The sequence below is a fragment of the Actinoplanes sp. NPDC048988 genome, from assembly GCF_043197815.1.
GTDB lineage: Bacteria > Actinomycetota > Actinomycetes > Mycobacteriales > Micromonosporaceae > Actinoplanes.
Genome location: NZ_JBICTW010000002.1, coordinates 430,490 through 444,455, shown reverse-complemented (window position 1 = coordinate 444,455; position 13,966 = coordinate 430,490). Strand labels below are relative to the sequence as shown.

Annotated in this window: 13 protein-coding genes; 12 read left to right on the top strand and 1 reads right to left on the bottom strand. The window is 71.5% G+C overall.

Features of this window, described 5'->3' with window-relative positions; genetic code table 11:
• Window positions 1-24 precede the first annotated feature (24 nt).
• From ACGFJ7_RS09125 to hpf, 12 genes are all read left to right on the top strand, one after another.
• Window positions 25-1,404, top strand: coding sequence for a phosphomannomutase/phosphoglucomutase (locus ACGFJ7_RS09125; RefSeq protein WP_392641695.1), 1,380 nt, complete (start codon window positions 25-27; stop codon window positions 1,402-1,404).
• A 44-nt stretch (window positions 1,405-1,448) separates the two neighbouring features.
• Window positions 1,449-1,634 (top strand): Trm112 family protein, encoded by a 186-nt coding sequence (locus ACGFJ7_RS09120; protein WP_097319345.1) that lies wholly within the window; start codon window positions 1,449-1,451, stop codon window positions 1,632-1,634.
• Window positions 1,634-2,863 (top strand): SIS domain-containing protein, encoded by a 1,230-nt coding sequence (locus ACGFJ7_RS09115; protein ID WP_360244859.1) that lies wholly within the window; start codon window positions 1,634-1,636, stop codon window positions 2,861-2,863. Before ACGFJ7_RS09120 ends, ACGFJ7_RS09115 begins: the two co-directional genes overlap by 1 nt.
• Window positions 2,860-3,795: a cation diffusion facilitator family transporter gene (locus ACGFJ7_RS09110; protein WP_360244856.1), complete on the top strand. Its 936-nt coding sequence runs from the start codon at window positions 2,860-2,862 to the stop codon at window positions 3,793-3,795. The genes ACGFJ7_RS09115 and ACGFJ7_RS09110 overlap by 4 nt, the downstream gene beginning before the upstream one ends.
• 21 nt (window positions 3,796-3,816) lie before the next feature.
• Window positions 3,817-5,004, top strand: a complete 1,188-nt coding sequence (gene manA, locus ACGFJ7_RS09105; protein WP_360244853.1) for a mannose-6-phosphate isomerase, class I — start codon at window positions 3,817-3,819, stop codon at window positions 5,002-5,004.
• Between the two features lie 709 nt (window positions 5,005-5,713).
• On the top strand, window positions 5,714-6,574 hold the full coding sequence (locus ACGFJ7_RS09100; RefSeq protein WP_360244850.1) for a helix-turn-helix transcriptional regulator: 861 nt from the start codon (window positions 5,714-5,716) through the stop codon (window positions 6,572-6,574).
• 42 nt (window positions 6,575-6,616) lie between these two features.
• Complete coding sequence (locus tag ACGFJ7_RS09095; RefSeq protein WP_360244847.1) at window positions 6,617-6,820, top strand: DUF397 domain-containing protein; 204 nt, start codon at window positions 6,617-6,619, stop codon at window positions 6,818-6,820.
• 127 nt (window positions 6,821-6,947) lie between these two features.
• Entirely contained in the window at window positions 6,948-7,637 is a 690-nt protein-coding gene (mtrA, locus tag ACGFJ7_RS09090) for an MtrAB system response regulator MtrA (protein ID WP_360244843.1), read from the top strand.
• A 22-nt stretch (window positions 7,638-7,659) separates the two neighbouring features.
• Window positions 7,660-9,324: an MtrAB system histidine kinase MtrB gene (gene mtrB, locus ACGFJ7_RS09085; protein ID WP_360244840.1), complete on the top strand. Its 1,665-nt coding sequence runs from the start codon at window positions 7,660-7,662 to the stop codon at window positions 9,322-9,324.
• Complete coding sequence (locus ACGFJ7_RS09080) at window positions 9,324-11,141, top strand: LpqB family beta-propeller domain-containing protein (protein ID WP_360244837.1); 1,818 nt, start codon at window positions 9,324-9,326, stop codon at window positions 11,139-11,141. Before mtrB ends, ACGFJ7_RS09080 begins: the two co-directional genes overlap by 1 nt.
• Window positions 11,138-11,923 carry a ComF family protein gene (locus tag ACGFJ7_RS09075; protein ID WP_360244834.1) on the top strand — a complete coding sequence of 262 codons (786 nt, stop codon included), beginning with the start codon at window positions 11,138-11,140 and terminating at the stop codon, window positions 11,921-11,923. The genes ACGFJ7_RS09080 and ACGFJ7_RS09075 overlap by 4 nt, the downstream gene beginning before the upstream one ends.
• A gap of 247 nt (window positions 11,924-12,170) precedes the next feature.
• Complete coding sequence (gene hpf, locus ACGFJ7_RS09070) at window positions 12,171-12,791, top strand: ribosome hibernation-promoting factor, HPF/YfiA family (RefSeq protein WP_360244831.1); 621 nt, start codon at window positions 12,171-12,173, stop codon at window positions 12,789-12,791.
• On the opposite strand, the gene ACGFJ7_RS09065 is transcribed toward hpf, so the two are convergent.
• On the bottom strand, window positions 12,792-13,925 hold the full coding sequence (locus ACGFJ7_RS09065) for a GNAT family N-acetyltransferase (protein WP_392641689.1): 1,134 nt from the start codon (window positions 13,923-13,925) through the stop codon (window positions 12,792-12,794). It lies immediately after the preceding gene.
• Window positions 13,926-13,966: the final 41 nt, after the last annotated feature.

The window sequence follows — 13,966 nt, the reverse complement described above, 5'->3', positions numbered from 1 at the left end:
GTCATCAAAGGAGCAGGGGGAGCAGTGTCCGATCTGTCCGGCATCATCAAGGCGTACGACGTTCGCGGCACCGTCCCCGATCAGTTCGACGAGCGAACGGCCCGGGCCATCGGCACGGCCTTCATCGAGATGCTCCGCGAGTCCGGCGACGACGCCGACCAGATCGTCGTCGCGCACGACATGCGTGAGTCCGGCCCCGGCCTGGTCGCCGCCTTCGCCCGCGGCGCCAACGCCAGCGGCGCCGCCGTGATCAACGTCGGGCTGGCCTCGACCGACGAGCTCTACTACGCGTCCGGCTCGCTCGGCCTGCCCGGCGCCATGTTCACCGCCAGCCACAACCCGGCGAAGTACAACGGCATCAAGATGTGCCGGGCCGGCGCCCGGCCGGTCGGGCAGGACAGCGGCCTGGCCGTCGTCCGCCGCCGCGCCGAACAACTGCTCGACGACCTGAACGCCGAGGCGGACGGCCCGTCCGAGGTGGAGAACCGCGACCTGCTGGCCGACTACGCGGCCCACCTGCGCTCGCTGGTCGACCTGTCCGGCATCCGGCCGCTCAAGGTGATCGTGGACGCCGGCAACGGCATGGGCGGCTACACGGTGCCGGCCGTCCTGGGCGACCAGGTGCTGCCCGCGCTGCCGCTCGAGATCGTCCCGCTCTACTTCGAACTCGACGGCTCGTTCCCCAACCACGAGGCCAACCCGCTCGACCCGGCCAACCTGGTCGACCTCCAGCGGGCCATCCGCGAGCAGGGCGCCGACATCGGGGTGGCCTTCGACGGCGACGCCGACCGCTGCTTCATCATCGACGAGAAGGGCGACCCGGTCTCGCCGTCGGCGATCACCGCGCTGGTCGCCAAGCGGGAGCTGGCCAAGTTCCCGGGCAGCACGGTCATCTACAACCTGATCACCTCGGCCGCGGTGCCCGAGATCATCACGGAGAACGGCGGCAAGCCGGTCCGCAGCCGGGTCGGCCACTCGTTCATCAAGGCCGAGATGGCCCGCACCAACGCGATCTTCGGCGGCGAGCACTCGGCCCACTACTACTTCCGCGACTTCTGGTTCGCCGACACCGGCATGCTGGCCGCGATGCACGTCCTGGCCGCGCTCGGCGGCCAGAGCCGCCCGCTGTCCGAGTTCGCCGCCGAGTTCGAGCGCTACTCGGCCTCCGGTGAGATCAACTCCACGGTCGACGACGCCCAGGCCCGGATCAAGGCGGTACGCGAGGCCTTCGCCGGCGCCCAGTTCGACACGCTCGACGGCCTCACCGTCACCCTGCCCGACGGCGCCTGGTTCAACCTGCGAGCGTCCAACACGGAGCCGCTGCTGCGCCTGAACGTCGAGGCCGCCAAGCCCGACCGCATGGCATCCCTGCGCGACGAAGTGCTCGCCGTCGTTCGCGGATAGGATCTGGAGGTTCGACAGCCCTCCGCGACAAAAGGAGCCGTTCGGTGGCCCTCGATCCGCAGTTGCTGGACATCCTGGCCTGCCCGGACACGCATCACGCGCCGTTGACGTACGACGCTGGTGCGCAGACCCTCACATGCACCGAGTGCGGGCGCGTCTTCGAGGTCCGGGACGACATCCCGGTCCTCCTGCTCGACGAGGCTCGCGAGCCGCAGGGCGGTGCCTCCTGATGGCGGGCCCGCTGGAGGGCGCGGCCGGGGTCCACGGGCACCGGCACGCCGACGAGAGACTGCTCGACGACGAAAAGGCGATGCTCGCCAACGACCCGGGCGGCATGCTGCGGGCCACGGCGTCGGCCGGCGCGCAGGTGCGCGAGTCGGCCGCGCTGGCCGCCGAGACCGACCTGACCGTGCTGATCGACGAGGGCCGCCCCCGCGCGGTCGTCGTCGCCGGCATCGGCACGGCCGGGCTCACCGGCAACATTCTGGCCACGGTGGCCGGCCCCCGCTGCCCGGTGCCGATCATCGGCCACCGCAGCGCCGGCGTGCCCGGCTGGGTCGGCGCGGCCGACGTGGTCATCGCCGTCTCCGCCTCCGGCCGCAGCCCCGAGGCGCTGGCCGCGGCCGACGCGGCCGCCCGCCGGGGCGCCCGCCTGGTCGCCATCGGCAACCCCGACTCCGAGCTCGAGGCGGTGGCCGCGCGCGCCCGCGCGCCGTTCATCCCGGTGCCGCGCCGCGCACCGGCCCGGGCCAGCCTGTGGGGCCTGACCGTGCCGGTGCTGCTCGCCGCCCGGGCCATCGGCCTGGTCAAGGTGACCGAGGCCGACCTGGCCGAGACCGCGACCCGGCTCGACGCCGACGCCGAACGCTGCCGCCCCGGCGCCGACTCGTTCGTCAACCCGGCCAAGGAGCTCGCGCTCGGCCTGGCCGGCTCGATCCCGATCGTCTGGGGCTCGTCGCCGCTGGCCACCGTGGCCGCCCGCCGGTTCGCCGACACCCTGGCCGCCAACGCCCGCTACCCGGTGATGGCCGGCGCCCTGGGCGAGGCCGGCCGGGGCCGGGTGGGCCTGCTCGACGGCGTGTTCGGCGGCCTGGCCGAGTCGTCGCGCGACATCTTCGCCGACCCGGACGAGGCCGAGGACACGGCGGACGCGACCCGCCTGCGCCTGGTCGTCTTCCGCGACGGCGGCCTCAACCCCGAGGACGACGCGGACGAGCCGGTGGCGGTCGAGGAGCGCCGGGCCGACGCGGTGCAGACCCTGGCTGAGCGCCGCGGCGTGCGCTGCGATGTGCTGACCGCCGAGGGCGGCTCGACCCTGGAGCGGCTCGCCTCGCTCACCTCGGTGCCCGACTTCGCGTCGCTGTATCTTGCTCTGGCGCACGGTCTCGACCCGATGGCCGTGCCGGCGATCAGCGAGATGAAGGAGTTGTCGAACCCGATGCCCGAGGCTATTCAGTGAGTGCAGAGGGTGGCACCAAAGCAATTCTGGCGGCGTTGACCGCCAACCTGGGCATCGCGGTCACGAAGTTCGTGGCGTGGCTGCTCACCAGCTCCTCGTCGATGCTCGCGGAGTCGATCCACTCGGTTGCCGACTCGGGCAACCAGCTGCTGCTGCTGATCGGCGGCAAGCGGTCGAAGCGGCAGGCCACTCCCGAGCACCCGTTCGGCTTCGGCCGGGAGCGCTACATCTACGCGTTCATCGTGTCGATCGTGCTCTTCAGCGTCGGCGGCCTGTTCGCGCTGTACGAGGGCTACCACAAGATCTCGCACCCGGAGCCGATCGAGTCCTGGCAGTGGGTGCCGATCACGGTCCTGGTGGTGGCGATCGGCCTGGAGTCGTACTCGTTCTACACGGCGATCAAGGAGTCGAACCACACCCGGGGCAAGACGTCCTGGGTCAACTTCGTGCGCCGGGCCAAGGCCCCCGAGCTGCCGGTGGTGCTGCTCGAGGACTCCGGCGCCCTGCTCGGCCTGGTCTTCGCGCTGTTCGGCGTGGTGCTCACCCTGATCACCGGCGACGGTACGTGGGACGGGATCGGCACGCTGCTGATCGGCGCCCTGCTGGTGGTCATCGCGGTGGTGCTGGCCATCGAGACGAAGAGCCTGCTGCTGGGCGAGGGCGCCAACCCCGAGGCGGTCCGCAAGATCGAGCAGGCGGTGCTGGCCGGCGAGGGCGTCGAGCGGATCATCCACATGAAGACGCTGCACCTCGGCCCCGAGGAGCTGCTGGTCGCGGTGAAGATCGCCGTGCCGAGCTCGGAGCGCGCCGACGAGGTGGCCCGCCACATCGACGAGACCGAGACGCGCATCCGCGAGGCGGTGCCGATCGCCCGGGTCATCTACATCGAGCCGGACATCTACCGCCCCGCCACGGCGTCTACCCCAGCATGATCATGCTGTAATTTGCCCCCTATGAGCGTCTTTCCGTTGACCGGGGTCGTCCGGCCGTACGCCTGGGGATCCCGCACCGTCATCGCCGAGCTTCAGGGCCGGCCCGCGCCCACCGAGGGGCCCGAGGCCGAGCTCTGGCTCGGCGCCCACCCCGGCGACCCGTCCACGGTCACCGGCCCGGACGGCCCGGTCACCCTGGACGCGCTCATCGCCGCCGACCCGAAGGCCCAGCTCGGCGAGCCGGTCGAGGCGGCGTTCGGGCCCCGGCTGCCGTTCCTGCTGAAGGTGCTGGCCGCGGAAAGCCCGCTCTCCCTGCAGGCTCACCCCGATGTGGAGTACGCGAAACAGGCGTACGCCAAGCAGGAAGCCGACCCCACCCTCCCGAAGAACTACACCGACGCCAACCACAAGCCGGAGATGCTGGTCGCCGTCACGCCGTTCGAGGCCCTGTGCGGCTTCCGCGACCCGGCGAAGGCGGCCGACGCCATCGAGGCGTTCGCCGTGCCGGCGCTGAACCCGGTGGTGACCGCGCTGCGCGGGGGAGACCTGCGCTCCGCCGTCGAGACCCTGCTGAGCTGGCCCGCCGGCGACCGCCCGGCGCTGATCGAGGCGGTCGTGGCGGCGGCCGGCGCGGCCGGGCCCGACCACACCCAGGCGGCGTCGTTCGCCCTGGCCACGTCGCTGGCCGGCCACTACCCGGGAGACCCGGGCGTGCTGGTCGCGCTTCTGCTCAACCACGTACGCCTCGAGCCCGGCGAAGCCATCTGGATGCCGGCCGGCAACCTGCACGCGTACCTGCGCGGCGCCGGTGTCGAGCTGATGGCGGCCAGCGACAACGTTCTGCGCGGCGGCCTGACCCCGAAGCGGGTCGACGTGGCCGAACTGCTGAACGTGCTGCGCTTCGAGGTCCTGGACGACCCGATCCTGCGGGCACATACGGTGGCGCCCGGCGTGGACACGTGGCCGGTCCCGGTCGCGGACTTCGTCCTCTACCGCGTCACGCTGGACGGCACGCGCCCGCCGACCGAGGTTCCGGTCGGCGGCCCGCGCATCATCCTGGCCACGGCCGGCGACGTCTTCGTCGGCGAGAGCGTCGACGGCACCCCGGTCGAGCTGACTCCGGGAACGGCGGCGTTCGCCCCGTCCGACGCCGGGAACATCAAGGTCGCCGGCACCGGCCAGGTCTTCGTGGCCGCCGTCCCCGCCTGACCGTCTCGTTCCCCTCGGCCGGCACGCAGGTCTTCCTTGTAGCTCGCCGCCGCCCGGCGGTAGCTCGACACCGTCCGGGCGCAGCCGGACCGTGGCTCGACAAAGCTTCGGACCTGCTCCCGTGCGGCACCGTGTGTCACTCCCAGCAGCATCCAAAATAGGAAATTTCCGGATTTGCTTGACACGGGCATGTGCGGAGTGTGAATCTATAAACACGCAGCGTCATTGGTGATCGGGGGGTCCCACGGACGCGCGCGGTACCAAACCGGGGGGATGAACGGGGCGGCGGGTCTAGGCCTGCCGTCCCGTTCGCTATGTCCGGACCGGCGCGGATCCCCGCGACTGCCGGCGCTGCCGATCCGGTCTGGCGGGAGCCCTCGTTTGTGGCGCCGGCGGCGGCTCGACGTGGCAAGGAGCTTGAGTCGCGCCGCGGAGGCCGGCCACGACGGGCCTCGCGGCGCGTGGGGGCGGTGGTCGGTGTCTGCGGTCGGGGACCTGGGCGATTCCGTACCGCATCGGTTGATTGACGAAGTCGAGCCCCGTCCGCCCGCCGGACGGGGCTCGATCTCTTCGGGTCCGGCCGCGTTTGCCGCCACTGCCGGTCCCGTCGTTCGTCCTCTTATTACTTCACGGCCTCTGACCTGCATGCAAGTACATAGCGTGGGATGCAAGTTGCAGACAGCGACCGATGTGCCGTTATGGTGACTGCGTGGCGAGGGCGACTTCGACGGCGCGGCGTGAGCTGGGCACCGAGCTGCGCCGACTGCGGAGCGAGCGCAGGGCGGCCTCGGTGGCGACCGCGCTCGGCTGGTCCGAGTCGAAACTGTCGCGGATCGAGACGGCGCACACGGGGATCAGCGAGGACGATCTCGATCGGTTGCTGACGCTTTACGGTGTACGGGTCGAGGACCGTGACCGGCTGCGCGAACTGGCCCGCCGGGGGCGCGCGCGGGCCTGGTGGACGCCGTACCGATCGTCCGTTCCCGACCCCTACGACGAATATGTGGCCCTGGAGGCCGAGGCCGTGGCGATCAGCGAGTGGGAGTCGCAGATCGTGCCGGGCCTGTTGCAGACCGATGAGTACGCGCGGGCCGTGATCGAGGTCGGCGCCGATGTGGGCGACACCGAGACGATCCAGCGGCGGCTGGCGCTGCGGATGGCCCGGCAGGCCGTGCTGACCCGGGAACCGCCGCCGCTGTTGCGGATCGTGCTCGACGAGGCCGTGCTGCATCGCGAGGTCGGCGGGCCCGAGGTTCTCCGGCGGCAGCTGGCGCGGCTGGTCGAGGCGAGCGAGCGGCCCGGTGTGGAGCTTCTCGTGCTTCCGTTCTCGGCCGGGGCGCACGCCGGCATGACCGAGTCGTTCATGGTTCTGGAGTTCGCGCCGGGCTCCCGCTCGCCGATCGTGCACATCGAAGGGCTGACCGGTGGTCTCTTCCGGGTGAAGCCGCCCGACGTCGACGTCTATCGGGACGGGCTCTCTGACCTGCGGGAACGCGCGCTGTCGGCAGAGATGAGCCGAACGGCTATCGCTGAGAGGGAGGAAGCCCTGCGCCGGGTGGTCGCTTCGTGAGCTGAAATGGAGGCGAATCATTCCTGGAAGGGGACCCCCACGATGCAGAACGCCGACCTCACCTGGCGTAAGAGCACTCGAAGCGGAGCCGCCGGGCACTGCGTCGAGGTTGCCACCGTTCCATCGACCGTGCTGGTCCGCGACTCGAAGGACGCGGCGGGCCCGATGCTCGCCTTCGGCGACACCGATTGGTCCGGTTTCATTGCCGGTGTCAGGGCTGGGGAGTTCGACCGGCCCCGCTCCTGAGTGAAGTATGGGCGGCCCCCGCGGGGGTCGCCCCGTCTTGCCGGTTGGCCTAAGCTGACCTGTGCATTCCGGCAAGATCGGCCCCGGGGTACGCGGGGTTCGGGAGGACAGTGCAATATTGGACCGCATGAGAGCCCGGGTACTCGTCGTCGATGACGACCCAGCGTTGGCCGAGATGCTCGGCATCGTCCTGCGCAGCGAGGGATTCCTGCCCTCGTTCGTCGCCGACGGTGAACGCGCCCTGGCCGCCTTCCGGGAAAACCGTCCGGACATCGTCCTGCTCGACCTCATGCTTCCGGGCATGAGCGGCATCGACGTGGCCCGCGCGATCCGCGGCGAGTCGGGCATCCCGATCGTCATGCTCACGGCCAAGAGCGACACCGTCGACGTGGTGCTCGGCCTCGAGTCGGGCGCCGACGACTACGTGGTGAAGCCGTTCAAGCCCAAGGAGCTGGTGGCCCGCATGCGGGCGCGGCTGCGCCGGGGCGAGGACGCGGCGCCCGAGATGCTGACCATCGGGCCGCCCGGCAACCAGATCACCATCGACGTCCCGGCCCACACGGTGTCCCGCGACGGCGAGGAGGTCAAGCTCACGCCGCTCGAGTTCGACCTGCTGGTGGCCCTGGCCCGCAAGCCGCGCCAGGTGTTCACCCGCGAGGTGCTGCTCGAGCAGGTCTGGGGATACCGGCACGCGGCCGACACCCGCCTGGTCAACGTCCACGTGCAGCGGCTGCGCGCCAAGATCGAGCCCGATCCGGAGCGGCCGGAAATCATCTTGACCGTACGGGGGGTCGGCTACAAGGCCGGTACCGGCTGAGGGCGCTACCCTTGCCCGCGTAATGCGCGCACCCGCCTGGCTTCCGATGCCCATCCGCCGCACCCTTCGCGTGGTGCGGCGGTACTGGCGTGTGGCCGCGCGCCGGCTCGAGGTCCACTCCGCACCGGCCCGCCGGGCGTGGCGGCGCTCGCTCCAGCTGCGCGTGGTCACCCTGACCCTGATCGCCTCCAGCGTGCTGGTCGGCGCGTTCGGCTGGTTCATCGCCGCCCGCAGCGCCACGATCCTGCTGACCCGCGCGCAGGAGGAGGCCAAGGTCTCCATGCGCAACAAGATCGATTACGCGGAGCAGCAGCTCACGGTCAACCCGCAGCCGAACGATCCCAAGCTGCCGAACACGTTCGAGCTGATCGTCAGCCAGCTCGCCGACGGTGACCCGGCCGAATCGGGGGGCTCGGTGGTCTCGATGCGCGCCGGGCAGTATCCCGAGCTGCGCGCGGCCACCCTGCCGAACGTGGGCACCGAGGAGCTGATCACTCCCGAGCTGGCCCGGACCGTCTCCGACGACAGCAAAGAGGCCAGCCAGGTCGTCACGGCCACCCTCAACGGCCGGACCACGAAATATCTGGCGTACGGGGCACCGGTGCGCACCAGCTTCGGCCACGTCGAGCTGTATTACATGATGCCGCTGACCACCGAGGACAGTGCGGCCAACCAGATCCGGACGACGGTGCTGGCCACCGGGTTCGCCCTGGTCCTGCTGCTCGGCGTGGTGGCCGGCCTGGTGACCCGGCTGGTGGTCACCCCGGTGCGGGTCGCCGCCCGTACCGCCCAGCGCCTCTCGGCCGGCCTGCTCGACCAGCGGATGAAAGTCGACGGCGAGGACGACCTGGCCCTGCTCGCCGCCTCGTTCAACCAGATGGCGGCCAACCTCCAGCGCCAGATCGTCCGGCTCGAGGAACTGTCCCGCCTGCAGCGCCGGTTCACCTCCGACGTGTCGCACGAGCTGCGCACCCCGCTCACCACGGTCCGCATGGCGGCCGACCTGATCTTCGCCGAGCGCGACGAGTTCGACCCGGCCGTGGCCCGCAGCGCCGAGTTGCTGCAGGCCGAGCTCGACCGTTTCGAGAGCCTGCTGACCGACCTGCTGGAGATCAGCCGGTTCGACGCCGGCTTCGCCGCCCTGGACGCCGAGCACACCGACCTGGTGCCGATCGTCGAGCGGGTCGCCGAGCGGCTCACCGGCCTGGCCGAGCGGGTCGGCGTCACCCTCGAGCTGCGCCTGCCGGAGACGCCGGTGATCGCCGAGGTCGATCCGCGCCGGGTCGAGCGGGTGCTGCGCAACCTGGTCGGCAACGCGGTCGAGCACGGCGAGGGCCGGCCGGTGGTGGTGACCCTGGCCGCCGACGAGGCGGCGGTCGCGGTCACCGTTCGCGACCACGGCATCGGGCTCAAGCCGGGCGAGGAGCGGCTGGTCTTCAACCGGTTCTGGCGGGCCGACCCGTCGCGGGCCCGGCAGACCGGCGGTACCGGCCTCGGCCTGTCGATCAGCGCCGAGGACGCCCGGCTGCACGGCGGCTGGCTCGAGGCGTGGGGCTCGCCCGGCGAGGGCGCCCAGTTCCGGCTGACCCTGCCGGTGCGCTCGGGCGACCGGCTGCTGGCGGCCCCGCTGCCGTTGATCCCGCGTGACCGTGCCCCCGTCCTGGAGGCCGCGGAGGAGGTGTCCTGATGCGCCGTCTGCTCCTGGGCGTCGTGGCGCTGGCCCTGTTCGTGCCGGGCGGCTGCGGCATACCGGACCGCACCGAGGTGACCGTGATCGGCGACGGCCGCTCGTCCGGCGTCTCGGTCGACGACGAGACCCCGCCCCCGACGCAGTACAAGCGCGAGGCCGCCACCAACCCGCGCGAACTGGTCCAGTACTACCTGCAGGCCGCCGCCGGCGACCCGCAGACCGCGCTGGACCGGGTCAAGGCCTTCCTCGCGCCCGAGGAGGCGGCCGGCTTCACCAACACCGACGTGCGGGTGGTGCGCGAGGCCGAGTCCATCCTCGGCGGTTACTCGCCGACCGACTCGGTCGTCACCATCACCGAGCAGCAGGTCGGCAACTTGACCAGCAACGGCGAGCTGGTGCCGGCCCCGCCCACCCCCTCGTCGACGTACGAGATCAAGGTCGGCTCCATCGAGGGGCAGACCGGCCTGTGGATCCTCGACGCGCCGCCGGTGATGCTGCTGACCGTCGACGCTCTGAACTCGTTCTACCTGCGGCGGGCGATCTATTTCTGGAACCGGGACAACACCAGCCTGGTGCCCGACCTGCGGTACATGCCGCGCAGCGTGCCGGCGGTGCAGCAGCCCACGACGATCCTGCAGTGGCTCGCCGCCGGCCCGTCCGACTGGCTCCGCGACGCCGTGCAGGCCCTGCCGCAGGGCACCGCCGTGGACGGCAACATCCCGGCCATCAGCAACGAGACACTCCAGATCAACCTGTCCGCGCAGACCATTCCCGGCGGCAGCGACGCCGGGGCGATGGACCGGCTGCGGCGCCAGGTGCAGTGGTCGATCTACCCGGTCGTGCCTCGCACCCTGGAGATCAAGATCGGCCGGCAGGACCCGGTCAGCTTCAAGGACGGCGAATACAAAGAGAGCAACCTCGGCTATTTCCTGGACGACGCGCCCGAGCGCTTCGTCGTCTTCGGCGGCGCGGTCCGGCGCCTGAAGGAGACGCCGCGCGCCGAGGAACCGGTGCCGGTTCTCAAGGAGGCGGCCAACCGGGGCATCACCACCGCCGCCTTCAGCGCCACGCCGACACACACCTTCGCCGCGGTGGTCACCGGCGCGGGCGGCAACCAGCGGCTGCGGGTCGCCGGGGCGCCGGCCGGGCAGCAGGCCGACCTCAGGGAGGTCGGCGGCCTCAAGGGCGCGCTCGGGCAGCCGGTGTGGGCGCAGACCGGCACCAGGGGCGCGGCCGGCGCGGTCGGCCTGATCACCGCGGGCGGGCGGCTCTACAGCTTCGGTCCCGGCGGCGGGGCGGCCCGGCCGGTCGAGTGGCAGGGCGATCCGGGCCCGGTCACCGCCCTGTCGGTGGCGCCCGACGGGCGGCGGGTCGCGCTGGTCAGCGGCGGGCGTCTCTACCGTACGGTCCTCAACAGCAGCGCCGACGGCGTCGTGATGAGCGGGCCCCAGCAGGTGTTGCCGCCCAACCTGAGATCGGTCACGGCGGTCGCCTGGAGCAGCCAGACCTACCTGGTGGTGGCCGGGGTCCGGGCCGACAACAACCGCGTCTCGGTGATCGACGTGACGGTCGACGGCGCGCTCTCGGCGACGCGGCTCGGCGACATCGGGACCGAGCCGGTGAGCTACCTGACGGCGTACCCGGAAAATCCGATCACCGGCACCGAGACCTCCGACTCGGAGGCGTACGTGGCCGGCGGCGAGGCCTGGGACGTGTTCAGCCAGCCGAACCCGATCACCAAGGCGAGCCTCGCCGGCCCGGCGGTCAACGCGCCGGCCACGGTCAAGCCGACCGCGCCGCTCTACCTCAATTGAGCGTCCTCGCCGATCTCGCCGATTTGATCCTGCCGAGCCCGTGCGCCGGCTGCGCCGCCGAGCGGGTGCCGCTGCGCCGGGGCGCCTGCGCCGACTGCGCGGCCCGGCTGGAGGCGCTGCGGCCGTTCCGGACGGCGCCGACCCCGCCGCCGCCCGGCATGCCGCCGTGCGTGGCCGTGGGCGCCTACGCGGGGCCGCTGAGAGGCGCTCTGCTGGCGTACAAGGAGCGGGGCCGGCATCGGCTGGCCCGGCCGCTCGGCGCGCTGCTGGCGACCGCTGTGGCGGGCCTGGCGCCGCGCCGGGGACCGGTGGTGCTCGTCCCGGTGCCCTCGACCGCCGCCGCGGCCCGGGAACGGCACGGCGACCACATGACGCGGCTGGCCGCACACGCCGTGCGGCGGCTGCGCGCGGCCGGCTGGGACGCTGACGTCAGCCATCCACTCGAAGCGTTACCCCGACCTGACTCCACGTCACTGAGCGTGTCCGACCGCCGCGCCGCGGCTGAGAGTTCGCTGCGAATACGGCGTGCCCGAATCGGGTTTCCGCGACACGCGACCCCGCGGAAAGGCACCCTTGTCGTAGTGGACGACATCGTCACGACCGGGGCCACGCTGGCCGTCGTGACGGGTCGGCTCGAGGAGGCGGAGATGCAGGTCACAGGGGCTGCCGTCCTGGCCGCGACCCAATTGCGGAGATCGTCGCCCGGCGGTTTCACCGGATTGTCGCCGCGAGGCACCGAAAGGGTGGAACGTCCGGCATCTGGTATCCCGAACGAGGGGTGACGGGAGAGCATCGGCACGTTAGCGTCTTGGTGACGAGGGTATGAGCTTCCGCCTACCCAGACCGCCGGCAAGGCGCAGCGTTCCGCGAACCGCCGCACCGGAAAGGAGTCGTCTCACTCGCAAATGGTTACGCCCGGTGATGAAATCCCGGCGTCGCCACATCTAGCACCACCGCGTCGCAGTTTTGGCGCCCCCGGCACCCGTCGTAAGGGCGCCCGCGAAACATGAACGTTGGGGGAGGTCACGAGTGGACATTGTCGTCAAGGGCCGCAACGTAGAGGTTCCCGCTCACTACCGGGAGCACGTCGCCGACAAGCTGAGCAAGGTCGAGCGTTACGACCAGAAGCTGATGAGAGCGGACGTCGAGTTGTTCCACGAGCGCAACCCGCGCCAGTCGGACAATTGCCAGCGAGTCGAGATCACCGTCATGACGAGAGGCCCGGTCATTCGTGCCGAGGCCTGCGCCAAGGACTTCTACGCAGCCCTGGACTGCGCCATCGCCAAACTCGACGGCAGGTTGCGCCGCTCGGCCGACCGCCGTCGCGTCCACCGCGGGCGCCGCGCGCCCGTCTCGGTCGCGGCCGCCACCGCGAGCCTTCCGACCGACCTCAGCCTGGCCCAAGCGGCCGAGGAGACGTCATCCGTCGCCACCGCCCTGGCCGAGCACGACGAAGACCAGCCGTGGCGCATCGTGCGGGAGAAGGAACACCCCGCCGACCCGATGACCGTCGACGACGCTCTCTTCCAGATGGAGCTCGTCGGCCACGACTTCTATCTCTTCCTCGACAAGGACAGCGGTCGCCCCAGCGTCGTGTACCGGCGCCGCGGCTACGACTACGGCATCCTGTCGCTGGAGACCACGGGTTAGTCACCCATCAAGCCGAGGGCCTTCGGTCAGGAGGTCCTCGGCCAGCAGGACGTACTGCACGTCGTCGACCCGGCCACCGTCCGGGCCGGGCAGACGCGAGCGCATGTACGCCTCCTGGTGGAAACCGGCCTTCTCGAGCACCCGTTGCGAGCCCTTGTTCGCCGGCACCGCGCCGGCGATCAGCCGGGCCACGCTCGTCTCGGCGAAGACCCAGAGCGCGAGCAGCTGCGCGGCCCGCGTCGCCAGGCCACGGCCCCGGAACGCCGGCAGCATGCTGTACCCGATCATCGCCTGACCGGTGACCGGCTCATCGTTGAACAGGCCGATGTCGCCGGCCGGCGCGCCGGTGGCCACGTCCTCGATGACCAGGTCGGCCCGGTCGCCGGCGAGCCAGTGCGCCTCGGCCCGGAAACAGCGCTGGTGGATGTTCGCGGCGGTCGGCGGCACCGGCGGCACGCTGGTCGCCACCACGTCGGGCAGCCCCAGCAACTCGCCGAGGAAGGGCACGTCGCCCGGTCCGAGCGGCCGCAACCGGACCACGCCGTCGGTCAGTTCGCCGCCGGGCAGGTCGGGCAGCAGGCGGGGGACGGGCTCGCCGTCGTCACCGGCGAGCCGGGCGAAGGCCAGCATGTCGTCGCGGCCACCGTCCCGGTTGGGCTGGGCGCCCCGGCGTACGCCCTCACGCCGGTAGCCCGCGGCCATCGCCACCCGCTGGCTGACCGGGTTGTCCCAGTGCGTGATCAGCTCGAGGCGCTGGAGGCCGTGCTTGAAGGCGTGCGCGGTCATCGTGCGTACGGCCGCGGTGGCCACGCCGCGGCCGCGCGCCCAGGGACCGACCCAGTAACCGATCTCGGCCTGGCTCCGGCTGGGCACCGCCTTGTCGAAGCCGACCCCGCCGAGCAGTTCGTCGGTCGCCGGGTCGGCCACCGCGTAGAAGGCGCCGCCCTCGGCGAACAGCGAGTCGATCCGCTCGGCGATGAAGGTCTCGGCCTGCGCGACCGTGAACGGCGACGGGACCACGGTCAGGAACCGCTGGGACATTTGATCGTTGTAGCCCTCGGCGAGCGCTTCGGCGTCCTCAGACCGGAACGCTCGCAGACGCACCCCTTCACCGTTGATCTCCGCGCTTCGCACTCGGCCCATCCTGCCCGAAGGACTGCGCTCTAAGCGAACTT

Coding starts and splice junctions, on each gene's coding strand:
- ACGFJ7_RS09115 (WP_360244859.1), top strand. CDS start 1,634: ATGGCGGGCCCGCTGGAGGGCGCGGCCGGGGTCCACGGGCACCGGCAC.
- manA (WP_360244853.1), top strand. CDS start 3,817: ATGAGCGTCTTTCCGTTGACCGGGGTCGTCCGGCCGTACGCCTGGGGA.
- ACGFJ7_RS09095 (WP_360244847.1), top strand. CDS start 6,617: ATGCAGAACGCCGACCTCACCTGGCGTAAGAGCACTCGAAGCGGAGCC.
- mtrA (WP_360244843.1), top strand. CDS start 6,948: ATGAGAGCCCGGGTACTCGTCGTCGATGACGACCCAGCGTTGGCCGAG.
- mtrB (WP_360244840.1), top strand. CDS start 7,660: ATGCGCGCACCCGCCTGGCTTCCGATGCCCATCCGCCGCACCCTTCGC.
- ACGFJ7_RS09080 (WP_360244837.1), top strand. CDS start 9,324: ATGCGCCGTCTGCTCCTGGGCGTCGTGGCGCTGGCCCTGTTCGTGCCG.